A 23,930-nucleotide genomic window follows, 5' to 3' on the forward strand; every position below is an offset into this window, starting at 1 on the left:
AAGTTTCCCTCCATGCGTGCCGTTTCCCCCGCCATCCAGTTGCTGCCCCTCGTCGCCGCCTTGTCGCTGGCCTTTGCTTCCACTTCCAGCTTCGCCGCCGATAGTGGCAATGGCCAGGATGACCTGACCGCCGGCGATGAAAAAGTCATGCAGGCGGTGCAGGTGACGGGCGCCCGCGCGCAAGGCCTGGTGCCGACCACCACAGAGGCGGGCAGTTTCCGTGGCTCCAGCATCATGGACGTGCCATCGACCGTCAACGTGATCACGCGCGAACTGCTGGAACTGCAGGGCGTGAGCGGCTTGTACGATGCGGTGCGCAACACGGCCGGCGTCACGCGCCAGCAAAACGGCGGAGAGACCTGGGACCAGCTGGTGATACGCGGCATCGCCGTGGAAAACCGCACGAACTATCGTTTGAACGGTTCCCTGCCCATCATGAACTTCTCGCAAGTGCCCATGGAAGACAAGGAGCGCGTGGAAGTCCTGAAAGGCGCGTCGGCCCTGTACTACGGCTTTACCTCGCCGGCCGGGGTAGTCAATTTCGTCACCAAGCGCGCCGGCAGCAAGCCTGTCACCAGCGTGGGCTTGACGGTGGGCGACCGTGGCAGCGCGGTCGCCAATATCGACGTGGGTCGCCGTTTTGGCGAGGAACAGCAATTCGGCGTGCGCGTGAACGCGGCTGGCGGCACCCTGGGCTCGTACATGGATAACGTGGGCAATGGCAACCGCAGCTTTTTGTCGGCCGCGCTGGACTGGCGCGTGACCAACCGCCTGCTGTTGAAGGCCGACCTGGAATACGACCGCCGCAAGGTGACGGAACAGGCGGGCATCAACCTGCCGGCGGCTGTCAATGGCGTGATCACCTTGCCGCATGCGGTTGACCCCAGCCGTTTGATCGGCCCGGACTGGTCGAACTTTGAAGCGCAAACCAAGAATGCCCAGCTGCGCGCCGATTACGCCCTGAGCGACAACTGGGCCTTGACGGTGGAAGGCGGCCACTCGGAAACGTCGCGCGACCGCCGCCTGGCGATTTTCCGTCTGACCAATCCCGCTGCCGTGACCACGGGCGCCGGCAGCATCACGGGCAATATCCAGAATGCCGTGATGTCCTCCGATTTGCTGCGCGCCGAACTGGCCGGCAATTTCAGCACGGGTTTCGTCAAGCACGAACTGACCCTGGGCGCTTCGCGCACGGATAAATCGCAAACCCCGATCTACCAGCAAAATTACACGATCGCTTCGCAAAACCTGTACAACCCGCTGCCGATCACCAAGGTGGTGTTTGGCGCCGTGCCGACCACCCCGACCACGGCCGCGCTGGATACGCGCGACACGGGCCTGTATGCGCTGGACCGCCTGGTGTTCACCTCACAATGGGAAGCCGTGGTCGGTCTGCGCCATTCCAGCTACCAGAGCGACCAGGGCACGAATCACTATGACGTCAGCAAGACCACGCCGATGGTGTCCCTGGTCTACAAGCTGGCGCCGGACCTGTCGTTCTACGCCTCGTCGGCGCGTGGCCTGGAAGAGGGCGCAACGGCGCCTACCGGCACCGCCAACCAGAACGTCAAGCTGGCGCCTGGCGTGAGTAAACAAAAGGAACTGGGTGCGCGCTGGATGGCGCCGACCGGCACGCTGGTGTCGGCCGCCCTGTTCGATATCAGCCGCCCCGGTTACTACACCAACACCAGCAATATCTACACCTCGGACGGCGAGCAGCATTACCGCGGCCTGGAATTGTCGACCCAGGGCAAGCTGACGCGCCAGCTGTCATGGCAGACTTCGGCCCAGTTCCTGGACCCGACGTTTGAGCATATCAACGCCCAATACAACGGCAAGGCGCCGGAAAACGCGTCCCGGCGCACGGGCAGCGCCTTCTTGTCGTACGCCTTCGATGGCGTGCCTGGCTTGTCGGTGAATGGCGGCGCCTATTATTACAGCGCCCGTCCCGTCAACGACCTGAACCAGGCCTTTTTGGGCGGCGTGACCCTGTTCAGCGCCGGTGCGCGCTACGCCAGCCGGCTGGCCAATAAAGACGTGACCTGGCAGCTGAACGTGGAAAACCTGGCCGACAAGTTTTACTGGGCGGGCGCAGGCACCCGCCTGGCGTCCGGTGCGCCGCGCTCCGTCAAGCTGAGCGTGAAGGTGGACCTGTAATGCGCACACTGCTGACCGTTGTGACATCGGCCCAGCTGATGCTGGCCGGTGCAGCCATGGCTGCACCGGCGCTGGACTCCGCCTTGCCCGCGTATGCGCCGCAGCCGGTGACGGTGCCGGCCATGGCGGGCTATGTCGACCGCAAGACGGGCGCGGCCATGCTGGGTGGCGCCGAACACGTGGCCTTCATCGTCGGACGTTTCAATGCGCTGTTCATGGCCACGCATCCCGGTATGAAACTGGGTTTTGATGGCAAGGGCACCAGCAGCGCCGTGCCTTTGTTGATGCATGACAAGATCCTGTTCGGCGCCATGGGCCGTGCCATCAATCCCATCGAGAGCGTGCCTTACCGCAAGATCGTCGGCGGCGATGCGCTGGCCATCCGCATTGCGCACACGGCCGCCACGCCCGACCAGCACCTGGCCACTTCGCTGGCCGTGTATGTCAACGCGGCCAATCCGCTGACGCAGCTGACGGCGGCGCAGGTGTCGCAAATCCTGTCGACCGGTAATGCCGGCGGCGACTTCAAGCGCTGGGGGCAGCTGGGCTTGAAGGAGGAATGGCGCGACCGGGTGATCCATCCTTACGGCACGGCCGCCTACACGGGTTTTGGCGATTATCTGCAGCGCGAGCTGTTCCAGGGCCGCGCCCTGGCCGTCAACCATGAGGAATTGGGCAATACGGAAGCCATCACGGGCCGCATCGCGCAAGACCCGGCCGGCATCGGCGTGGCCGCGCTGGGCGTGCGCAACCCGCAATTGCGCCAGCTGGCCATTGTCGGCAAGGACGGTGTGGCGACCACGGGCACGGATGAAGAAGTGGTGTCTGGCCGCTATCCGTTTGGCCGCTATGTGTATTTGTATGTGCGCCGCGTGCCTGGCCAGGCTGTCGATCCGCTGGCCAAGGAATATCTGCGCATGGTGCTGTCGCGCGAAGGGCAGGCGATCATCGCCGCGCAGCCGAATGGCTATCTGCCGCTGACGGCCGTGCAGGCGCAAGCGGAACTGGAGAAGTTGAAATGAGACTGATGCATCTGAGTTCACTGCTGGCCGGCCTGGCGATCGCCGCCAGCAGCTTTGCTGCGCCGCTGCAGGTCGACCCTGCGCAACCGTATGTAAACCGCGACGGCACGGTGGCCATCGTTGGCAATGACGGCCTGGAAGAAGTCATACGGCAATTGAACGCCTTGTTTACGCGCCAAAATCCGGCCGTGCGTTTCAGCTTGCGCATGGAAGGCTCGTCGGCCGGCATGCCTGCGCTGACGGCGGGCGCCACCGCGTTTGCACCGCTCACGCGCGATATGTGGCCCGGCGACCAGGCGGCGTTCCGCCAGGTGTATGGCTACGACGCCACGCCGATCCGCATCGGCTACAACGGCCATGGTCCACGGCCACCGGCGAAAACGCCGCCGGCCGTGTATGTGCACCGCGATAATCCGCTGGCCGGCTTGACGATGGCGCAGGTGGGGCAGATATTTACTTCCGGCGCCGCGGCCGGCGATATCCAGCTATGGTCGCAACTGGGCTTGAAGGATGGCTGGGCAGCGCGCCGCATCCACGTGTATGGCTTGCGCGACGATGGCGGTTTCGCCACCGGCTTGCGCCAGGCGCGCTTCAAGAAGCGCCCGTTTGCGGCCAGCTATGAAGCGCTGGCCACGCGCGAAGCCGTGATCCAGGCAGTGGCCGCCGACCGCTACGGCATTGCCGTGCTGGGCTGGGTGAACGCCAGCGCCACGTCCGACCAGGTGCGCGTGCTGCCGCTGGCCGCCAGGGCCGGTGCACCGTACTATGGCCCGGACAAGGCCAATGTGCGCGCCGGATTGTATCCGCTGTCGATGCCGGTGCAGTTCTACGTCAACCGCGCGCCGGGCAAGCCGCTCGATCCGCTGGTAAAAGCCTATCTGCAACTGGCGCTGTCGCCGCAAGGGCAAGCCATCATCAATGCCCAGCAGGATAGCGAAGAAGGGTATCTGCCGCTCAGCGAGCAGGATTTGCAGGCGGAGCAGCAAAAGCTGAATGGCTTGTAGTTCAATAACTGGGGTCAGCCCCCGCGATAGACGCAGCCCGATAAGTCGGACACGACGCGCGCGGGGTCTGACCCCGGCTTATGTATTTGGCTTGGCAACGTTATAATGCCGCCATGTTCGTCCGTAAAAGCAAAGCCGTTGTCGTCCTGTGGATCGCCTGTCTCGCCATCCTGATGGCGGCGCTCGCCCCGACGGTGTCGCGCGCGCTGACGGTGGCCCGTGGCGATACGGTGCCCAGCATGGAGATTTGCTCGGTGGCCGGCGGCTTGACGATGGTGCCGCTGAAGTTCGGCGGACAAGCGCCTGATGGGCCGCAAAAGTCCGCCATGAGCATGGGCGACTGTCCGTGCTGCAGCATGCACGTGGCCACCCTGACCGTGACGCCGATGACCCTGGCGCCCGCGTCGGGCGCGCTGATCACGGGCTTGCTGCCCGTGCTGTTTTACCAATCGATTACACCGCTGTTTGCCTGGACACCGGTCCAGCCGCGCGGCCCGCCTGCCGCTTTCTGAATTTCGCTCCGTTTGAACTGCTGCCTGCCGCACGTTTGTTGCGTCGGTCGCCGTTCGTCTCGCCTATCCGAATTTGAAAGCAGCAACAATGAAATCTATCCCATTCTTGATGGTGTGCGCCGTCGTCTTGCCCGCCGTAGCGCAAAGCAATAATCCAGACTCTTCGGTCTTGCCTGAAATGAAGGTCATCGTCACGGCGATTGGCGACAGCTACCGTCCCGCCGCCGATACGGCGCAGATGCTGTCCAGTACGCCCGGTTACAGCGTGGCGGCCGGTGGCGGCGTGTCGGGCTTGCCGATGGTCAATGGCTTTGCCGACGACCGCCTGAAGATACGCATCGATGGCATGGAAATCACCTCGGCCTGCGCCAACCATATGAATGCGCCGCTGTCGTATATCGCCCCGCAGCAGGTGCAGCGCATCAGCCTGCTCGCTGGCGTGACGCCCGTCAGCGCGGGCGGCGACAATATCGGCGGCACCATCGAAGTGCAGTCCGCCGTCCCCGTGTTTGCCCAGCCAGGCGGGCCATTGCGCACGGAAGGCAGCTTTACCGTGGCTGGCCGCAGCGTCAACAGCAGCGTGTCGACCAGCGCCACCGCGTCGGCCGCCACCGACCAGTTCAGCATCGGCTACAGCGGTGCCTATACGCGCGGCCACAGTTATGACGATGGCCATGGCAACAAGGTGCTGGGCAGCATGGTTGAAAGCATCAACCAGGCCATCGTGCTGGCGGCCAGAGGGGAAGGGCAGCAAGTGACCTTGCGGGCCGGCGTGCAGCATATTCCTTACCAGGGTTTTCCGAACCAGTATATGGACATGACGGATAACCATGGCCAGTTCGCCAACCTGGCCTACAAGGGGCAGTTCGGCTGGGGTCTGCTGGACGCGCGCGCCTACTGGCAGCAGACGGACCACGAGATGGGCTTTTTCAGCAGCGAGCGGCCCGGCACCATGCCGATGCTCACGCATGGCCGCAATATCGGCTATGCGTTGCAGGCGACCTTGCCCACCAGCACGGGCGAATTGCGCCTGGGGCAGGAATACCACGGTTTCCGTTTGGACGACTATTGGCCGGCCGTGCCCGGTTCGATGATGATGGGGCCGCGCACCTATCTCAACATCAATGACGGCAAGCGCGACCGCACTGTGCTGTTCGGCGAACTGGAAACGCGCCACGATGCGCGCTGGACCAGCATCGTCGGCCTGCGCGGCGAATCCGTGCGCATGGATACGGACCAGGTGCAATCGTATGGCGACAATATGATGAATATGGCGGACACGGCCGCGGCGGCCGCCTTCAATGCCCGCGACCATCATCGTAGCGACACGAATATCGACGCCACGGCGCAAGCCCGCTTCGAGGCGGATGCCAATAGCCGCTATGAATTCGCGCTGGCCCGCAAGACGCGCTCGCCCAACCTGTACGAACGCTATTCCTGGGGCCGCGGCACGATGGCGATGACCATGACCAATTGGTTTGGCGACGGCAATGGTTATGTGGGCAACCTGGACTTGAAACCGGAAACGGCCTACACGGCGGCGTTCACGGCCGACTGGCATGGCGGAGAGGGGGAGGCGGGCTGGTTCGTGCGGATCAATCCGTATTACAGCAAGGTCGACAATTACATCGATGTCGATGTGCTGGGGAGTTTTAATCCGTATATGCAGATGGGCGCCAAAGGCAATCTCTTGCAGTTTGCCAACCATGACGCCACCCTGTATGGCGCCAACCTGTCGTGGCAATGGCCGTTGGCCAATACCACGCGCTGGGGCCGCTTCACGGCGTCGGGCAACGCCGCCTACACGCGTGGCAAGCGCAGCGATGGTGGCGATTTGTACCGCATGATGCCGTTCAATGCCTTGTTTGCCGTCGAACAAGCCGTGGGCGTCTGGCGCAACCGCATCGAGGCCAAGGTTGTCAGCCGCAAGGATGACGTCGATGCCCGCCGGCTGGAACCGCTGACGGGCGGTTATGCGCTGGTCAACCTGCGCAGCAGCGTAGCCGTCAACAAGATGGCTAGCCTGAACTTTGGGGTGAGCAACCTGTTCAACCGCGCCTATGCCGACCCGCTGGGCGGCGTTTACCTGTCTGGCTTGCAGGCCAATGGCGGGGCGCTGCAAGCCTTGCCGGCGGAAGGGCGGTCGATCGACGTGGGTTTGCAGCTGAAGTTTTAGTGATAGTTGTAGCCGATTGGGGTCTGACCCGCCGGGTCAGACCCCAGCTTGATGCATGATTACGCGTCATGTGTCGCCTGAGCAAGCATCCTTTGCCAGGCGGCGCCTGATGTTGTCTAATCATGGCTGCTTTTGATGAGATAAAGAGGTTCCCATGTTGCCCCAGCCGTTGTCCCAACACTTGATAAGCGTCTTGCGCGCCGACTTCCCCCTGATCGACGCCTTGACAGCCTTGCAGCCCCTGGGCTGGTTCAATCCCGCCATCGCGCCAACTGCCGAAGCGCTGGGCGATGTGGGATTGACGCAGGATGACGTGGAAGACGCCAGCGCCCGCCTGGCCCGCTTTGCCCCTTACCTGGCCAAGGTGTTTCCCGAAACCCAGGCCAGCGGCGGCATTATCGAATCGCCCATCGTGCCATTGCCCGCCATGCAGGCTGCCCTGAAGGTGGCGCCTGGCAAAATCTGGCTCAAGCAGGATAGCCATTTGCCGATTTCCGGCTCGATCAAGGCGCGCGGCGGCATCTATGAGGTGCTGAAACACGCGGAAACTTTGGCGCTGGATGCCGGTTTGCTCAAGCAGGGCGACGACTACAGCCTGCTGGCCAGCGATGCCTTGCAGGCTTTCTTTGGCCAGTATGCGATTGCCGTGGGTTCCACCGGCAACCTGGGCTTGTCGATCGGCATCATGAGCGCCAAACTGGGCTTTCGCGCCAGCGTGCATATGTCGGCGGACGCGCGGCAATGGAAGAAAGACAAGTTGCGTGCGCATGGCGTGACGGTGGTGGAATACGCGCAAGACTATAGCGTGGCCGTGGAAGAGGGGCGCCGCCAGGCGCAGGGCGACCCCAGTTGTCACTTTGTCGACGATGAAAACTCGCACGATTTATTTCTCGGTTACGCGGTCGCGGGGCAGCGTTTGAAACGCCAGTTCGACGCAGCGGGCGTGATCATCGATGCCGAGCATCCATTATTCGTTTATTTGCCGTGCGGCGTAGGTGGCGGCCCCGGCGGCGTGGCCTTTGGTTTGAAGCTGGCCTTTGGCGATGCCGTGCACTGCGTATTTGTCGAGCCTACCCACTCGCCCTGCATGTTGCTGGGCGTGCATACTGGCTTGCATGAAGGCATCAGCGTGCAGGATATCGGCATCGACAACGTGACGGCCGCCGATGGCCTGGCCGTGGGCCGGCCGTCCGGCTTCGTCGGCCGCGCCATGCAGCGCCTGATCGATGGCTATGCCACCGTTAGCGATGAAACACTGTACCGCTTGCTGGCTATGTTGGAACAAACCGAAGGCTGGCGTCTGGAACCGTCCGCCGTGGCCGGTTTTGCAGGCATCCGGCAGGTGCTGGATGCGCACGATTATCAGCAGCGCCTGGGCTTGACGCCGCAGCGCTTGCAGCAAGCTACCCACCTGGTCTGGGGCACGGGCGGCAGCATGGTGCCCGCAGCCGAGATGGATGCCTATGTGGCGCGGGGCAGGGCGTTGCTGGAGCAGGGCTGATGGCAACGGGCGCCCAGTTGACGGCCAGCCAGTTCGCCAACCTGCGTACCTTCCTGGTCGCGGCGCGCCACGCCAGCTTTGCGCTGGCGGCACAGGAATTGTCTCTGACGCCCAGCGCCGTCAGCCACCGCATCGCCCGCCTGGAAGACAGCCTGGGTTTGCTGCTGTTCGAGCGCCTGACGCGCCAAATCAGGCTGACGACCGATGGCCAGCGCATCTACGCGGCCCTGCAACAATGCTGGGACAGCCTGCATGCGGCCCTCCACGGTGGCGACCTGCTGGCCGGCAATGTCACCGTCCATGCGCGCCCCTCGATTGCCCAGTGCTGGCTGGTGCCGCGCCTGGCCGGTTTCACGGCCTTGTACCCCGACATCAGCCTCGACCTGCGCGTGGGCAATGAACAAGTCGATTTCCGCGCCGGCCAGGTCGAGCTGGCCATCCATTATGGTGATGCAAGCTTTCCTGGACTTGCCTCCCAACATTTGATGGACGAATCGCTGGCGCCCGTCTGCAGCCCCGCTTACGCGCATGAACATGGTTTGCTGGACAGGCCAGAAAACCTGAAAAACGCGACCATACTGCACGACACCCTGGCCTGGCCCGCCTGCGCGCCTGATGCCGAATGGCAATCATGGGCCGCCGCGCTAAGCCCGGCAATAACATTACCCACCCGCAGCCTGCGCTTCGACCGCGCCGACCTGTGCGCTTTAGCCGCAACTCACCACGCCGGCATCGCCATTGGCCGCCGCCAGCTGGTGCAGCCTTGGCTGGACAGCGGGCAACTGGTGCTGCCATTCGGCGGTTTCAATGTGGCCAGTCCGCAAGCGTATCACCTGGTGCATGCGGCGAGGTCGCCGTTGCCGGCAAGGGTGCAGGTACTGATGGAGTGGTTGCTGGGGCAAGCGCAGGAGCGCTAGTTCTTCTGGCGCGTCGCCCACAAACATAGCAAGGACCCCGCCGTCACCATCACCACGCCATACAGCAAGGAACGTCCTGGTCTAATGCCCAGCCACAAGCTGGTCAGCGTGGCCGATAGCACGGGCGTGAAATAAGACGTGGTGGCGAGCACCGTCAGGCTGCCGTGCTGGATGCCGAAATTCCAGCAAGAATACGCGGTTGCCGTCAGCGCGCCGAGCAGCACAACTTGGGCTATCCCGGCATAGCTGATGTGCAAGGTGGCTTCGTCGCTGAGCGCATATTTGATCCACAAGACCGTGGCGGTGACCAGCAGAAAAAGCGGCACGCCATTCGCTCCCTGGCCGTAACGGCGCGTCATGACCGAATAGCTGGCCCAGATAAACGCCGCAGCAAAGGCCAGTCCATAAGCGACTGGATTGCCCAGCACATGGCCCCACAAAAGCGGGGCCGACAACGCCCCATCGCCCTTCATCACCCAGACGATGCCGCTAAAACATAGGGCGATGGCGGGCAGCAATAGCCAGGAGCCGCGCTGGCTGCGCGTGATTATGGCCAGCAAGACCGTCAGGCTGGGCCACAAATAATTGATCATGCCCAGTTCCAGCGCCTGGTGCCGGTCATCGGCCAGGCCCACCGACAAGGCCAGTGCAATCTCGTAAGCAACAAACAACGTCCCGCAGCCCAACAGATACATGGGCCGCATGGTGCGTAGATTCGGCAAGCCCAGCACCGCCGACGCAAGCAGACCGCTGGCGCTAAAAATCAGGGCCGCACCGCCCACCGGGCCAAAGATTTCAGAGATGCTGCGAAACAGACCAAGAGAAGCGCTCCACATCAGGATGGCGGTCATGCCGATCAGGGTGGATTTGTGTTCGGGGTGGTGAGATTGCAGAAAATTCATGCTTATTCAGGCAGGTGGACGAAGTGGACGGATAATCTGGTTTGGCAGGCACAGGTGCGCGATTGGCGCCGATTAACGGAACTCTTGCGCGATAAAGTCGATGAAGGCGCGCATTTTGGCCGGCAGATTACTGCGGCTGAGGTAGTACAGGTATAAGTCCGCATCGGGCAGGCAGTAGCCTTGCATGACTTCTTTCAGCCGTCCGCTTGCCAAGTACTTGGCGGCGTCCCACTCGGAGCGCTGCACGATCCCGTGACCTTCCAGTGCCCAGTTCATGACCACGTCGCCGTCGTTGCTGGACACTGCGCCCCGTACCTTCACCAATTCGTCCGCCTTGCCTTTCTGAATGCGCCAGGTGCCGTAGACGTCATCGTTCTGCCGGTGCAGGATGCAGCGATGGCGCTGTAATTCTGCAGGCGTCTGTGGCTCGCCATATTTTTTCAGATAGGCAGGGGAGGCGCACAGGAAGCGGCGGTTGGACATGAGTTTGCGCGCCGTTAAACGCGTGTCCGGCAACTCGCCGAAGCGTATCGCCAGATCGTACGCTTCCTCGACCAGGCTGATAGGACGGTCAGTCAGGTGCAGCTCGACTTCCACCTCGGGATGGACATGGGCGAAGCGCGACAGGATGGGGGCGATACGCGTACGGCCGAAGCCCGGCGTGGCGTTGATCCTGAGCAGCCCCTTCGGCTCGGCGCGCCCGCTGGAGATCGATTCCTCCATCTCGCGTATCTGGTGCAGGATCTGGGTCGCCTGCGCCAGATACAACTCCCCCTCATTGGTCAGGCTGATGCGCCGGGTGGTGCGATTGACCAGCCGCACGCCCAGTTTCTGCTCCATCAGGTTCAGCCGTTTGGTCACCGCGGGCGGCGTGACGCCGAGTTCGCGGGCAGTTGCCGTCATGCTGCTCAATTTTGCCAGCAACACAAAAAATGCCAGATCTGGGGCGGTATCAGTTTTCATTTTAAGTGAATAAAGGTTTCAATCTAAGTTAATCTTACCAGTTATATTCAATAGTAAGCTACGTCTATGCGCTGAAAGACAGCACTTCCCGACACCTGGAGACCTAGCATGAAAATTATTGAAATCCGCGAAAAAACCGTACCGATCAGCTCCCCGATCCGCAATGCCTACATCGATTTCAGCAAAATGACCTTGAGCCTGGTGGCTGTGGTCACCGACGTGATCCGCGATGGCAAGCCGGTGATCGGCTATGGCTTTAACTCGAATGGCCGCTATGGCCAGGGCACGCTGATGCGCGAACGCTTCATTCCGCGCATCCTGGAGGCAGATCCTGCCTCGCTGGTAAACGACGAAGGCACGAATCTGGACCCGCACAAGATCTGGAACTGCATGTTTACCAACGAAAAACCCGGCGGTCACGGCGAACGTTCGGTCGCCATCGGCACCATCGACATGGCGATCTGGGATGCCGTAGCGAAGATTGAAGGCAAGCCCTTGTTCCAGCTGCTGGCAGACCGTTATGGCAATGGCAGCCCCGACCGCAATATTTTCGTGTACGCTGCCGGTGGCTACTACTACCCAGGCCAGGACCACGGCAAGCTGAAGGACGAGATGCGCAGCTACATCGACCGTGGCTATACGGTGGTCAAAAAGAAAATCGGCGGCGCCTCGCTGGATGAAGATCTGCGCCGCATCGACTCTATCCTGAGCGTGCTGGGCGATGGCCAGAAACTGGCGGTGGACGCCAACGGCCGCTTTGATCTCGATACGGCAGTGCAGTATGCCAAGGCGCTGTCACAGTACGATTTGTTCTGGTACGAAGAACCAGGTGATCCGCTGGACTTCGAGCTGCAAGCAACCCTGCGCAATTACTACAAGAATCCCATGGCCACCGGCGAGGACTTGTTCTCGATGCAAGACGCCCGCAACCTGATACGCTACGGTGGCATGCGTGCCGACCGCGACTGGCTGCAATTCGACTGCGCACTGAGCTACGGCCTGGTTGAATACCTGCGCACGCTCGATATGCTGCGCGAGCATGGCTGGTCGCCTAGCCGCTGCATCCCGCACGGTGGCCACCAGATGTCGCTCAATATCGCAGCCGGCCTGGGCCTGGGCGGTAACGAGTCCTACCCGGACCTGTTCCAGCCTTACGGCGGCTTCCCCGACGGTGTGAAGGTCAACAACGGCTACATCACGATGCCAGACCTGCCAGGCATCGGCTTCGAAGGCAAGGCCGATCTGTACGCCGAGATGCGCAAGCTGGCGCAATAAAACGACAGCGCTACGCCGCGCACAGACGACGCAAACAGCCGAAGAGCAGGTGCGTCGTCCTTTCCAATAAAAGCACAGCGCAGAGCGCGGGCGGTATGCCGCTGGCACGCTCTCTGCTGGCGCTCGTCGATTATTTTGTTCCGCTGGAGGAGACCCGCCGTGAACGCGCAACGCTTTAAAAAACTGGCATCCACCTTATACATCCAAGTTATTATCGGCCTCGCCGCAGGCATCCTGCTGGGCTACTTCTATCCCGATATCGGCGTCGAGCTCAAACCGCTAGGCGACCTTTTTATCAAGCTGATCAAGATGCTGCTGGCGCCTATCATCTTCGCCTCGGTGGTAGTGGGTATCGCCCGCATGGGCAGCGTCAGGGAAACCGGACGTGTCGGCGCCAAGGCCATGCTCTATTTTGAGATATGTTCCACCTTGTCGCTGGCATTCAGCCTGATCGTGGTCAATCTGATGAAGCCCGGGGTGGGCATGAACATCGACCCGACGCACATCGACACCGCGTCCATCAAGAGCTATACCTTGGCAGCACAGCATCATACGACGCTGGAATTCTTGATGAACATCGTACCCAATAGCGTGGTCGGCGCCTTTGCACAAGGCGATATGTTGCAGATCATCCTGTTTTCCTTGCTGTTTTCGTTTGCGCTGAACCGGCTGGGCAGCAAGGTCACGCCACTGATCGATGGCCTCGATATGTTCTTGCATGGCATGTTCGGCGTGGTGCGCATCGTCATGCATTTGGCACCGATCGGCGCTTTCGGCGGCATCGCCTTCACCATCGCCAAATACGGCATTGGCACCTTGAACTCGTTCGCCGAACTGATGGCCGCCGTGTACCTCACCTGCATCCTGTTTGTGGTGCTTGTGCTGGGAACGGTGATGCGCTACTGCCGCGTGCCGCTGTGGGGTTTCCTGAAATATATCAAGGATGAAATCCTGATCGTGCTGGGCACCGCTTCGACGGAAGCGGTACTGCCACAAATGATGCAAAAGATGGAGGCCATGGGCTGCCAGAAAAAAGTGGTGGGTCTGGTGCTGCCAACCGGTTATACCTTCAATGCGGACGGCACGGCAATCTATCTGGCGATGGCGGCTATTTTCATCGCGCAGGCCACCAATATCGACCTGACGATCTGGGAACAGCTCGGCATCCTCGGTGTCATGATGCTGACCTCCAAAGGTTCTGCTGGCGTGGCTGGCGCCGGTTTTGTGGCCCTGGCCGCCACGCTCGCTTCGATGCACAAGATTCCCCTGTCCGGCCTGGTGCTGTTGGTGGGTATTGACCGCTTCCTGAACGAGGCGCGCGCCGTGACCAACTTGATAGGCAACGGTGTCGCCACCATCGCGGTGGCCAGATGGGAAGGGGCACTGGATCTGGAGCAGATGAAGCGCGCGTTCGCCGCTTCGGCAGCTGGACGTGATGTGTCTGTGCCCAAGGAAGCAGCTCCCCTTGCCGAAAAGCCCCTTGCTGTGCCGGGTGAGCATGCTTCGCGTAGCGCCAGTCTCTGATTTTTTTGTAGGCAAGCGCGGCAGCAATGGCTGGCCGCGCCACTTGGCTGAAGACGACAAGACGATGCATACTCAGAGCCACCCCTTTAAAGGTGCGTCGTCACAGCTGAGATAAAACCGGCACTCTTTGTAGCAAACATCATCTAACTGGCACAGGAGGAAACTGCCATGATGATGAATGCTGTGATATCGCACTGCGCAAAAATCAGCCCGCTGACTGTGATGGCAAGGCTGGCGCTGCAACGTGCCCTCGATCCTGCTTGGGCCGATGAACTTTTCGAGCGAGAACGTGGTGCCCAATACCAGAGGGAGCTGCTGTTCTCGACGACAGTCGAACTGATGTCCGTGGTCGCAGTTGGGCTGCGGCCATCGCTGCACGCCGCAGCGCAGGCCTGCCCTGATTTTCCGGTTTCTGTGCAAGCTTTATATGACAAGGTCAGACACACCGAGCCGAACCTGGTACGGGCGCTGGTCACCGGCAGCGCCGAGCGCCTTGATGACGTGATCACGCCATTTTTGCAGCGAAAGCGGCCGCTGGTTCCGGGTTACCGCACCCGTATCGTGGACGGCAACCATTTGCCTGCTAGCGAAAAGCGGCTGAAGCCTTTGCGGGCCTTTCGCGGCGCCGCAATACCTGGCCAGTCCCTTGTGGTGTATGACCCTGATTCGGGCCTGATCGTCGATATGGAGCCTTGCGAAGATGCACACTCGCAGGAACGCGCCGTGATGCCACCGTTACTGGAGCGTTCGCATCCGGGCGAGTTGTGGATTGCTGATCGCAACTTCAGCACGCGCATGATCCTGTCCGAATGGGATCGCCGTGGGTGTGCCTTCATCGTACGTGAGCACGGCCGTACGCCCAATCCGGCGCCGCTGGACGAGTTGACATATCAGGGGCGAATCGCGACCGGCACCGTCTTTGAACAGTGCGTTGCCATCCCTGGAACCACAGGGCAAAAGGTAGCATTACGCCGCATTGAGCTGCGACTGGACAAGCCCACTGACGATGGCGAAACGATCATCCGCTTGCTGACGAATCTACCAACAGAGCATTTCAACGCACGCGCCATTGCTCGCCTATACAGCAAGCGCTGGCGGATCGAGACCATGTTCCAGCGACTCGAATCGGTCTTGCACAGTGAAGTCACCACACTCGGACACCCGCGCGCCGCCTTGTTCGCGTTCGGCATCGCAATCCTGGCCTATAACGTGTTGACTGTCTTGCAGTGCGCAGTGAGCGCCGCGCACGACCTGGTTGCCAGCGGCATTGAGCTATCGCTGTTTTATGTGGCCGTGGAGGTACGAGCGCACTATGCCGGCATGGTGATGGCTGTGCCAACCAAAGCATGGCGGCGCTACGACGCCATGTGTGCATCAGAGCTGAGCAAATTACTGCTCCAGATTGCCGCTTACGCTAAACCAAAAACGCTGCGTAAGCACCCTCGCGGCCCGAAAAAGACAGAGAAAAAAGGCTACGTGGCCGGCGCTGTTGCACGACGCCACGTATCGACGGCGCGGGTATTAAGGGACGGGGTTGTCAATGTACACCTTTAAAGGGGTGATACTCAGAGCATATCCTTAGCGAATGCCCCCCCCATTTGATACACTGCGCCCCTCACCAAAAATCGCGCACCAAGGACTCCCCATGCATCGCCCGCCATCCCCCTCGACCTCCGCCACCCCACAGGAACTGCGCGCCACTGCGCTGGCTTGTCTGGTGGAGGCCGATCCGGCGACCAAGGTGGCGATGGTGGCGGCGATGGCGCAGGCGGAGCTTGAGCTTGATCCAACTGCTGCGCTAGAGCCGCAAGGGCCGGTGCCGGGCCGGCCTGAAAGGCCGGAACTGGTGCCGCCGCGGCTGGTGGGGCGGCGGTCGATGGTGACGCAGGAGGGGCGGGCGATGCTGGTGCATGCGCTGGCGCATATCGAGTTTAATGCCATGAACTTGGCGCTCGATGCGCTATGGCGCTTTCCCGGTTTGCCTGCCGAGTACTATACGGACTGGTTGCGGGTGGCCAAGGAAGAGGCCACGCATTTCGCCATGCTGGTGGCGCATTTGCAGGTGCTGGGCCATGCTTATGGCGATTATCCGGCGCATGACAGCCTATGGGAAATGGTCGACAAGACGCGCGGTGATGTGCTGGCGCGCATGGCGCTGGTGCCGCGCACCCTGGAAGCGCGGGGGCTGGACGCGATTCCGCCGCTGCGCGCCAAGCTGGCGCAGGCGGGCGATATGGCGGCGGCTGCCATCCTCGACATCATCCTGCGCGATGAAGTGGGCCATGTGGAAATCGGCAACCGCTGGTATGGTTATCTGTGCGAGCAGCGCGGCCTGGAATTGCGCGCCACGTATGCGGAACTGGCGGTCCGCTATGAAGCGCCCACCCTGCGCGGCCCGTTCAACCTGGAAGCGCGGCGCAGGGCGGGGTTCAGCGAGCTGGAACTGGGCGATTTGCCTGCTTGACGGGTGCGGCTTGGGTCGCTTTGCCTACATGCCTGGCCATGCAGGCAAAGGCGAGACCAAACGCCATCGCGGTCAATTCCACGGCGGCGCTCTGGCCGTCGCCATTTGCCAAGTACAAGCCCAGGTGCTGTCCTGTCGTGACCCAGTTCAGCAACGGCAAGGCCAGGCACAGCAGGGCGGTGCTCCATAATTGATCCAGCCAGGCCTGGCGTGGATTAGTCAGGAACGTACGCACCAGCGCATGCAGCAGGCTGGCCAGCCAGGTGTACATAAAGGCCTGGATTTCCAGCTTGGCCCGGCCTTCCAGTGCTGCGGGCAACAAGCGGTTGGCATAAAAATACACGATACAGGCCAGGGCCGTGCCGGCCAGGGCGGCCACGTTGCACGCTTCGATCACGCGGTAGACGGTGGCCGTGGCGGCGCCGAATTCCATCTCGCTTTTCTTGCGGCGCTTGACGCAAAACAAGATGGTGCCCGTGGCCATCATGGCAGTACCCATCAAGCCGCCCACGAAGTACAGCCATTTGACGCTCCAGCCACCGAAATGGGCCAGGTGCAGTTGCTCCATCGCCTCGTGGCTGAACTTGCCGGCGTAGCCTGCGTCATGCTGCGCGCCTTCCAGTTGCAGGATTGCGCCGGTGGCGCCGTCGAAAGTGATGCTGCGGGCATGGTTCAGCAAGTCGCGGGAATCGTCGCCTTCCGTGCTGCGTGCATCGAAGCGCACGCGCTGGTGCGTGTCTCCGGGCAAGTCCACCGTCATTTCCAGCGCCGGCCTGCCCATCAGCGTGTCGGCGCGCAGTTGCAGGGCGGCCAGGTCGGGCAGGGCGGCAGCGATTCCACTGCGCGCGGGCGGCGCCAGTGGCGGGGGCTTCAGTGCCAGTTCCGCCTGATATTGTTCGTAGGCATCTTTGCCGCCATACATCGTTTCCATGGGCCAGGGCATATAGCTGATATAGAACACGGACAAACCCGTGTAGACGATCATGAACAGGAACGGCAAGGACAGCACGGCCATGGCGTTGTGCGCATCGAGCCAGGAACGCTGGCCCTTGCCGGGGCGAAAGGTGAAAAAGTCCTTGAAGATGCGTTTATGCACCACCACGCCCGACACCAAGGCCACCAGCATGCCCATCGATAAGAATCCCACCAGCCAGTAGCCGGGCAAGCCGCCTTGCAGCATGTAGTGGAAAGCCATGAAATGCCGGCCGCCCTGGGTGGCCCGTCCCCAGGGCTGGTCCAGCAGCGCGCCGGTAGCGGGATCCATGATCACATGGTGCCTGGAACCATCATCTGCCTTCCAGGCCAGCTGCATCGCATCGCCGGGACGGCGTGGCAAGTCGACTTGCCACGCTGGCGCTTGCGGCGCGGTGGCGGCCAGATAGGCGCTGGCCCGTACCACGGGATTGCTGTTCGCGGCCACTGGCAACAATGGCTGGGCTTGCATCCAGCGCGTAATCGGTTCCCGGAAGACGCTCAAGGTGCCCGTCAGGAAGATGGCGCACAGCACCCAGCCGCAGAACAGGCCGCACCAGGTGTGCAGCCAGGCCATGCTTTTGCGAAAACTGTCCTTCACGCGGACACTCCGCGCATCATCGTAGAGCGATAGAAAGGAAAACAGCGGGGAATCAGGGACATGCAAAAATCTCCATCAGAGTGAATACAACACACTCCCATGGAGACGCAGGGCGGGGCGCGAACCTCACCCTGCCGATCAAATTATTGTTACAGCGACTGCGGCGCCTTCTTGATGAACAAGGCGGTCAGCATGCCCAGTACGGCGACGGCGATCACATACCAGGCGGGCGCCAGGGTACTTTGCTTGAGCAGCAAGGTGACGGTGAGCGGCGTCAGGCCACCGAACACGGCATACGACAGATTGTAGGAAAACGACAGCCCGGAGAAGCGCACTTGGGCAGGAAACGCTTGCACCAGTGCACAGGGTACGGCGCCGACCACGCCCACGGCCAGGCCCATCAGCGCATACAGGGGCAACAGCAAGTCAGGGCGCGTTTGCAAGCTGGTGTAAAAGAAATAGGTGCAGATGGCCAGCAGCAGGCTGCCGAGGAACATCAGGCGCTGCGTGCCGAAACGGTCCGCCAGGGTACCGGCCAGGATGCAGCCCAAGGCCAGCGCGATGGTGGCGGCCACGTTCGCTTCCAGCGCCGTGCGCGCATCGAAGTGATACAGCTTTTGCAGCAGGGCCGGCGTCATCAGGATGACCACCACGATGGCGGCCGACAGCAGCCAGGTCAGCAACACGGAGACGATCACGGCGTGCTTGTGTTCGCGCAGCACGGTCTTGAGGGGCATTTCAGCGGCCAGGGCCTTGCGCTGTTGCAGTTCGACAAAGATCGGGGTTTCATGCAGCCAGCGGCGCAGATACATGGCGCCCAGGCCAAAGATACCGCCCAGCAGGAAGGGCAAGCGCCAGGCCCAGTCGGCCACTTCCGCTGGCGTGTAGGCGGTATTGATGCCGGTGGCGACCAGCGAGCCGAGCATGATGCCGACCGTCAGGCCGGCAGTCAGCGTACCGCAGGCGTAGCCGATGCGGCGCGCCGGCACGTGTTCAGCAACAAATACCCAGGCGCCAGGCACTTCACCGCCCACGGCCGCGCCTTGCAGCACGCGCAGCAACAGCAGCAATATCGGTGCGGCGATGCCGATGCTGGCGTAGGTTGGCAGCATGCCCATCAGCAAAGTGGGCACGGCCATCAGCAGGATGGAAATGGTGAACATGCGTTTGCGGCCCAGCAAATCGCCAAAGTGGGCCATGACGATGCCGCCCAGCGGACGCACGATATAGCCGGCGGCAAAAATACCGAAGGTTTGCAGCAGGCGCAGCCAGTCCGGCGTGTTGGCCGGGAAAAAAAGCTGGCCGATGACGTTGGTAAAGAAGACAAAGATGATGAAATCGTAAAATTCCAGTGCGCCGCCCAGGGCGGCCAGCGACAGTGTCTTGTAGTCCTGGCGCGTCAGCGGGCGCGCCGTGGCGCCGGCCTGGCCGGCAGTGCTGGGGAAGCCTGTTGTCTTATCCTGGCTATGCATGTGTGCTTGTCTCGCTTCTTGTAGGGTATGGGGAAGAATCTGCCTTGCTTGCGATCAGTTGCACAGACGCACCAATAGCTCCCGGCCATTCTCGGGCCGGGAGCGCTGTACAAGCTGATCAGTTACCCACCAGCATACGCATTATTTACCCAGCGCAATACTGCGCCGGGCATTTTTTTTTGTTGCCGTATGTCCCGTTTGTTACAAGAAGTAAGGATTCAAATAAAACATAGTATGGTAAGTATCGCCTGCAGCAATGTAGCAAGCACAGCATATGGCCGGCCGTATCAGGGCAGGTGCTGCAGCAGTTCACCCACGTTCGGCACGCCCAGGCCCGTCACCATGTCGTAGCCCTTGACGGCGTCGAAGGCGCCGTTGTTGCCGATGGTGATGTCGCGGAAGCACGCCGTTTTTTGCAGTGGATACAGCAACGGCGGCAAGAAGGTCAGCGCCTGCTTGCCTGCCGCCAGCCGGGCGCCATTGATGCCGGCGCAGAAGGCTGCCCAGACGGGGGCGCTCCAGCTGGTGCCGCCAAATTGCATGTCGCGCCCACCGAGGATGACCAGCGCGCCCGTATTCGGGTCCGCCGCCATGGCCACGTCGGGCACCATGCGGTGATGCCGGGCCTTGCCGCCCAGGTCGCTTTGCCACGAGGGCGCGCCGAAATATGCGCTTTTGCCGCCGCCGCTGTCTGGCCAGCCCGTCTCATCGGTGACCGTGCCGCTGGCGGCCAGCTTGAGCGTGGTGCCGCCCACGCCGATGACGTAATTGTCCGAGGCAGGATATTCGGCTTGCAGCGGACCGTTCGAGGCGTGGCCCGTATTGTCCGGATTCGAGCCGGCGTCGCCGCTGGAGACAAAGACGTTGACGCCGGCAGCGGCCAGGCGCAGGTATTTCAGGTTTTGCGTGCGCAGTTCGGCCGGCTGCATATAGCTTTCGCCCAGGCCCAGGCTGATCGACAGCTGGCGCAGGCCCGGTTCATTGGCCAGGTCGTTCAGGATGCGGTCCAGGCCCCGGTCCAGCGCCGTGAATTGCAGCGAGCCGCAGGCGTAGACGCGGATCGCTGCTTCCTGGGCCACGCCGCCAGCCCATTCCACATCCATGGTTTCCTCGCCTTCGGGCGGCGGCAGGTCGGTGTTGTTGACGTTGACGATGGTCACGCGCGAGCCGGGCGCCGTGATGCGGTTGCGCTGCCAGAAGGCGTTCAGGTCCTCGTCATCGGGCTCGGCATCGATCAGGATGGCGATCGTCTGGCCGCGCCCCGTCAGGGCGGGGTCGTCCGCGTTATAGGCTTGCCGGATTTCATGTGGCAGGTAGGGCGGCGCGAAGTTGATGTTACTGGTGGGGGCCGGCACGCCATTGACATTGACCTTGAGCTTATTGTCCGTCTTGGTGCGGTTCATGGCGGGCATGCGCCGGGAGTGCTTGCGGGCGTGACGAAAAGGCTGCAGGCCGCCGATTGCCTGTACTTGTCCGGCAATGTCCGCAGGCAGGCTGGGGGCATTGCGCGCCGCAAGATACGTCACGCCATTCTTGGTGATGTGCACCATGGTCACGCCCAGGCTTTGTTCGATTACGGATGCGCTGGCCTTGGCAAACACGGTGCTGTTGTCGCTGGCCACGTGCTCGATGGTATAGCCTTGCTGTTCCAGCCATTGCGTCAGTTTCTGGCATTGGGCGCGGTCGGTGGCAAAATCCTTGATCTGGTCGGCATACGGGATACGCTGGCCTTTGGCCACCGCCTCGACCAGCGCCGCCTGTTTGTCGTCCGGCAAGGCAAACGAAAAGCTCAGCAGCATCGGGGCGTCATCCTTGCCGGGGCCGGCGTGATTGAGTTTCAAGCCGTTGGGCGCCAGGCCCGGCAGCTCGGGCAGCGGCAGGATGCTGTCGTGAAAGACGACGCGTTGGCGGTTGTTTTGATTGCTAGCTGGATTCATTGTTGACTCCTTGAGTGAGAGTTGCAGGGGATAGTTGCAGGCGTGGCGAGATAGGCACTGGACAGGCAGTGACAGGTATGGGACAGAGCAGGCCGGCTGCCACGCGGCGCCGCCCAGGAAAAACAGCATAGAGGGCGCTGCGGGTGCACGATTGAGCCAGCGCAAACAAGTCGTGTGTACGGAAGCAAGCGTCAGGCGTGGTACATTGATTCGTCGTCCGCGTGACCGTGGGCAAGAGCCTGGGAGTGAGTATGGCAACAGAATGGGAACTGGTAGGACGGCTGGTGTTTTCTGCCTTGCTGGGCAGCGCCATCGGCTATGAGCGCGAGCGGCTGGCCTGGGTGGCGGGCTTGCGCACGCATATGCTGGTGTGCGTGGGTTCGACCCTGATCATGATCGTTTCGGCGTATGGTTTCAGCGACGTGCTGGGCAATGGCGTGACGCTGGACCCGTCGCGGATGGCGGCGCAAGTGGTGTCGGGCATCGGTTTCCTGGGCGCCGGCGCGATCCTGGCGCGCGGCGAGATCGTGCGCGGCCTGACGACGGCCGCCAGCGTCTGGTCGGTAGCCGGCATCGGCCTGGCCGTGGGCGGCGGCCTGTACACGCCAGCCGTGGCGGCCACCATCATCATCCTGATCATTCTGGCGGGCATCAAGCCGCTGGAGCAGCATTTCATGGGCAGCCGGCAAAAGCGCGACTTGCTGATCACGGCCGAGCGCGACGCGCTGTCACTCGATAAACTGCATGAAGCGCTGGGCGCCGGCACCACGCGGGTGCAGCAATTCGTGATCCGCCAGAAGGACGGCGCCCCCCAACTTGACGATATCGTGATCACGTTTGGCCGGGTGACGCCGGTGCAATTGCTGGCCTTGCAGAAACGCCTGGAAGCGGTGGAAGGCGTGTTGCAGGTGAAAGATCCTGATGCTGCCGAGCACAGCAATTAACCAGTGTTTTGCAGTCGCCGTTGCAGCAACGCCAGCACGGCGGCCTCTTCCGGCGACAGCGCGTGCAAGTCTTCTTCCAGTTGCTGCCTGGCCCGCGCGCGCAAGCCTTGCAGCAAGGTGCCGTCGAGATAGGCGTCCAGCACGGCCGGGTGCACATAGCATTTGCGGCAGATCGACGGGGTGTTGCCCAGCTTTTTGGCCACCGATTCGATCGCTGCCACGATGTTTTTCTTGGCTTGCGCTTCGGAATCGACTTTCTCAAACTCATCGAGGGCCAGCGCGGCCAGCACGGTGCCCGACCAGGTGCGGAAGTCCTTGGCCGTGTAGTCTTCGCCCGTGATGTCACGCAGATAATCGTTGACGTCGCCCGAATCGATGGCGTGGCGCTGGCCGTCTTCATCGAGATACTGGAACAGTTCCTGTCCCGGCAGTTCGCAACTGCGGACGATGATGCGCGCCACGCGCCGGTCGCTCAGTTCGATATCGTGGTGCACGCCGCTCTTGCCGCGAAAGTGAAATTGCACGGTACTGCCGTCCACCTTGACATGGCGCGTGCGCAAGGTGGTCAGGCCGAAGGATTTATTGCTGCGTGCATATTCTTCGTTACCGATGCGCATCATCGTCAATTCCAGCAAGTGCACGATGGTGGCCAGCAGCTTTTCGCGGGGCAAGCCCGGCAGTTTCATGCCGGCATCGACGGCGCGGCGGATGGCGGGCAGGGCGCGGCCAAAGCTGAGGATATGCTCGTATTTGGCCGCGTCGCGCAGCTTGCGCCAGCGCGTGTGGTAGAGATATTGCTTGCGTCCCCGGGCATCGTGGCCGGTCGCCTGCAAATGCCCGTTGGCGCGCGCGCATATCCACACATCGGTCCAGGCCGGCGGTATCGCCAGCGCCTGGATGCGCGCCAGCATATTGTCATCGCGCACGCGCTTGCCATCGGCATCAAGATAATGAAACTTGCCTGGCAGTCCCTGGCGGGCGATGCCGGGCTGCTGGTCGTCCACGTAGCGCAGCCCGGCGCAGCGGGCGCTGGCCGGCGCCGATGGCGTTGAGGATGTCGTGACGGCTGTCGCTGCAGGCATTGCGGTTTGCATGTCTCCCCCTTTTTTTGTACGGCCTGGCTGGCGCGCTGCGCCGATGGCCGATGTTGTGCTACTGTGCGCCCTTGTACCGCCCTGGACGGCAACCGGAGTTACCGATGTTTGGCAGAAAAAAGAACCTGGAACAAGACCATGCGCAGCAGGCGCAAGGGACGCAATACGAAAAAAAATATACCGATGACAGCTTCTGGGACAAGGTCGTCAAGTTCGCGAAGACGGCCGGCCGCGAAGTCATCGAAAAGGCGCTGTGGCTGTATTACGCCGCGCAACAGCCCAACACGCCCCTGTGGGCCAAGACCGCCATTTATGGCGCACTCGGCTATTTCATCTCTCCCATCGACGCCATTCCCGACATCACGCCCGTCATCGGTTACGCAGATGACCTGGCCGTGCTGGCCGCCGCCGTCGCCACTGTCGCTACCTATATCACGGCTGACGTGAAACAGCGCGCCACGGAGAAACTCGGTGACTGGTTCGGCGCCTGAAT

Annotated in this window: 19 protein-coding genes; 13 read left to right on the top strand and 6 right to left on the bottom strand. The window is 61.9% G+C overall.

What is annotated here, in order from left to right:
• Positions 1 to 12: 12 nt before the first annotated feature.
• The 7 genes from ACL9RI_RS11190 to dsdC all read left to right on the top strand — a co-directional run bounded on the left by ACL9RI_RS11190 (position 13) and on the right by dsdC (position 9,289).
• The gene (locus ACL9RI_RS11190; protein ID WP_422726647.1) at positions 13 to 2,157 is read left to right on the top strand and encodes a TonB-dependent siderophore receptor; all 2,145 of its coding nucleotides are present in this window, start codon (positions 13 to 15) and stop codon (positions 2,155 to 2,157) included.
• Positions 2,157 to 3,179 carry a PstS family phosphate ABC transporter substrate-binding protein gene (locus ACL9RI_RS11195; protein WP_422726648.1) on the top strand — a complete coding sequence of 341 codons (1,023 nt, stop codon included), beginning with the start codon at positions 2,157 to 2,159 and terminating at the stop codon, positions 3,177 to 3,179. Before ACL9RI_RS11190 ends, ACL9RI_RS11195 begins: the two co-directional genes overlap by 1 nt.
• A 5-nt stretch (positions 3,180 to 3,184) precedes the next feature.
• Positions 3,185 to 4,183, top strand: a complete 999-nt coding sequence (locus ACL9RI_RS11200; protein WP_422726649.1) for a PstS family phosphate ABC transporter substrate-binding protein — start codon at positions 3,185 to 3,187, stop codon at positions 4,181 to 4,183.
• A gap of 113 nt (positions 4,184 to 4,296) precedes the next feature.
• Positions 4,297 to 4,695, top strand: a complete 399-nt coding sequence (locus ACL9RI_RS11205; RefSeq protein WP_422726650.1) for a DUF2946 domain-containing protein — start codon at positions 4,297 to 4,299, stop codon at positions 4,693 to 4,695.
• Between the two features lie 88 nt (positions 4,696 to 4,783).
• Positions 4,784 to 6,871: a TonB-dependent receptor gene (locus ACL9RI_RS11210; protein WP_422726651.1), complete on the top strand. Its 2,088-nt coding sequence runs from the start codon at positions 4,784 to 4,786 to the stop codon at positions 6,869 to 6,871.
• Between the two features lie 154 nt (positions 6,872 to 7,025).
• The gene (gene dsdA / locus ACL9RI_RS11215) at positions 7,026 to 8,372 is read left to right on the top strand and encodes a D-serine ammonia-lyase (protein WP_422726652.1); all 1,347 of its coding nucleotides are present in this window, start codon (positions 7,026 to 7,028) and stop codon (positions 8,370 to 8,372) included.
• Positions 8,372 to 9,289 carry a DNA-binding transcriptional regulator DsdC gene (dsdC, locus tag ACL9RI_RS11220; RefSeq protein ID WP_422726653.1) on the top strand — a complete coding sequence of 306 codons (918 nt, stop codon included), beginning with the start codon at positions 8,372 to 8,374 and terminating at the stop codon, positions 9,287 to 9,289. Before dsdA ends, dsdC begins: the two co-directional genes overlap by 1 nt.
• Here the strand turns inward: dsdC and yddG are convergent.
• Together yddG and ACL9RI_RS11230 are read right to left on the bottom strand one after the other, a co-directional pair.
• Complete coding sequence (yddG, locus tag ACL9RI_RS11225; protein ID WP_422726654.1) at positions 9,286 to 10,191, bottom strand: aromatic amino acid DMT transporter YddG; 906 nt, start codon at positions 10,189 to 10,191, stop codon at positions 9,286 to 9,288. The two genes, dsdC and yddG, sit on opposite strands and share 4 nt — an antisense overlap.
• A 72-nt stretch (positions 10,192 to 10,263) precedes the next feature.
• Positions 10,264 to 11,154, bottom strand: coding sequence for a LysR family transcriptional regulator (locus ACL9RI_RS11230; protein ID WP_422726655.1), 891 nt, complete (start codon positions 11,152 to 11,154; stop codon positions 10,264 to 10,266).
• A 108-nt stretch (positions 11,155 to 11,262) separates the two neighbouring features.
• On the opposite strand from ACL9RI_RS11230, the gene ACL9RI_RS11235 reads away from it, so the two are divergent.
• The 4 genes from ACL9RI_RS11235 (at position 11,263) to ACL9RI_RS11250 (ending at position 16,417) form a co-directional block, all read left to right on the top strand.
• Entirely contained in the window at positions 11,263 to 12,429 is a 1,167-nt protein-coding gene (locus ACL9RI_RS11235; protein ID WP_422726656.1) for a mandelate racemase/muconate lactonizing enzyme family protein, read from the top strand.
• A gap of 159 nt (positions 12,430 to 12,588) precedes the next feature.
• Entirely contained in the window at positions 12,589 to 13,953 is a 1,365-nt protein-coding gene (dctA, locus tag ACL9RI_RS11240; protein WP_422726657.1) for a C4-dicarboxylate transporter DctA, read from the top strand.
• A 222-nt stretch (positions 13,954 to 14,175) separates the two neighbouring features.
• Entirely contained in the window at positions 14,176 to 15,507 is a 1,332-nt protein-coding gene (locus ACL9RI_RS11245) for an IS4 family transposase (RefSeq protein WP_422726900.1), read from the top strand.
• Between the two features lie 91 nt (positions 15,508 to 15,598).
• Complete coding sequence (locus tag ACL9RI_RS11250; RefSeq protein ID WP_422726658.1) at positions 15,599 to 16,417, top strand: ferritin-like domain-containing protein; 819 nt, start codon at positions 15,599 to 15,601, stop codon at positions 16,415 to 16,417.
• Here ACL9RI_RS11250 and ACL9RI_RS11255 read toward each other — a convergent pair.
• The 3 genes from ACL9RI_RS11255 to ACL9RI_RS11265 all read right to left on the bottom strand — a co-directional run bounded on the left by ACL9RI_RS11255 (position 16,383) and on the right by ACL9RI_RS11265 (position 21,399).
• Positions 16,383 to 17,990, bottom strand: a complete 1,608-nt coding sequence (locus tag ACL9RI_RS11255) for a PepSY-associated TM helix domain-containing protein (protein ID WP_422726659.1) — start codon at positions 17,988 to 17,990, stop codon at positions 16,383 to 16,385. The two genes, ACL9RI_RS11250 and ACL9RI_RS11255, sit on opposite strands and share 35 nt — an antisense overlap.
• Before the next feature lie 149 nt (positions 17,991 to 18,139).
• On the bottom strand, positions 18,140 to 19,462 hold the full coding sequence (locus ACL9RI_RS11260; protein ID WP_422726660.1) for an MFS transporter: 1,323 nt from the start codon (positions 19,460 to 19,462) through the stop codon (positions 18,140 to 18,142).
• 287 nt (positions 19,463 to 19,749) lie between these two features.
• The gene (locus ACL9RI_RS11265) at positions 19,750 to 21,399 is read right to left on the bottom strand and encodes a S53 family peptidase (protein WP_422726661.1); all 1,650 of its coding nucleotides are present in this window, start codon (positions 21,397 to 21,399) and stop codon (positions 19,750 to 19,752) included.
• A gap of 251 nt (positions 21,400 to 21,650) precedes the next feature.
• Between ACL9RI_RS11265 and ACL9RI_RS11270 the strand changes: the two genes are divergently transcribed.
• Complete coding sequence (locus tag ACL9RI_RS11270; RefSeq protein WP_422726662.1) at positions 21,651 to 22,343, top strand: MgtC/SapB family protein; 693 nt, start codon at positions 21,651 to 21,653, stop codon at positions 22,341 to 22,343.
• On the opposite strand, the gene ACL9RI_RS11275 is transcribed toward ACL9RI_RS11270, so the two are convergent.
• Complete coding sequence (locus tag ACL9RI_RS11275) at positions 22,340 to 23,437, bottom strand: DNA topoisomerase IB (RefSeq protein WP_422726663.1); 1,098 nt, start codon at positions 23,435 to 23,437, stop codon at positions 22,340 to 22,342. The genes ACL9RI_RS11270 and ACL9RI_RS11275 overlap by 4 nt on opposite strands.
• Before the next feature lie 104 nt (positions 23,438 to 23,541).
• Here ACL9RI_RS11275 and ACL9RI_RS11280 point away from each other — a divergent pair, with 104 nt between their 5' ends.
• Complete coding sequence (locus tag ACL9RI_RS11280; protein ID WP_422726664.1) at positions 23,542 to 23,928, top strand: YkvA family protein; 387 nt, start codon at positions 23,542 to 23,544, stop codon at positions 23,926 to 23,928.
• The last annotated feature ends 2 nt before the right edge of the window (positions 23,929 to 23,930 follow it).

Origin of the sequence: Janthinobacterium sp. Mn2066 (assembly GCF_049319705.1) — a bacterium.
Classification (GTDB): domain Bacteria; phylum Pseudomonadota; class Gammaproteobacteria; order Burkholderiales; family Burkholderiaceae_D; genus Janthinobacterium.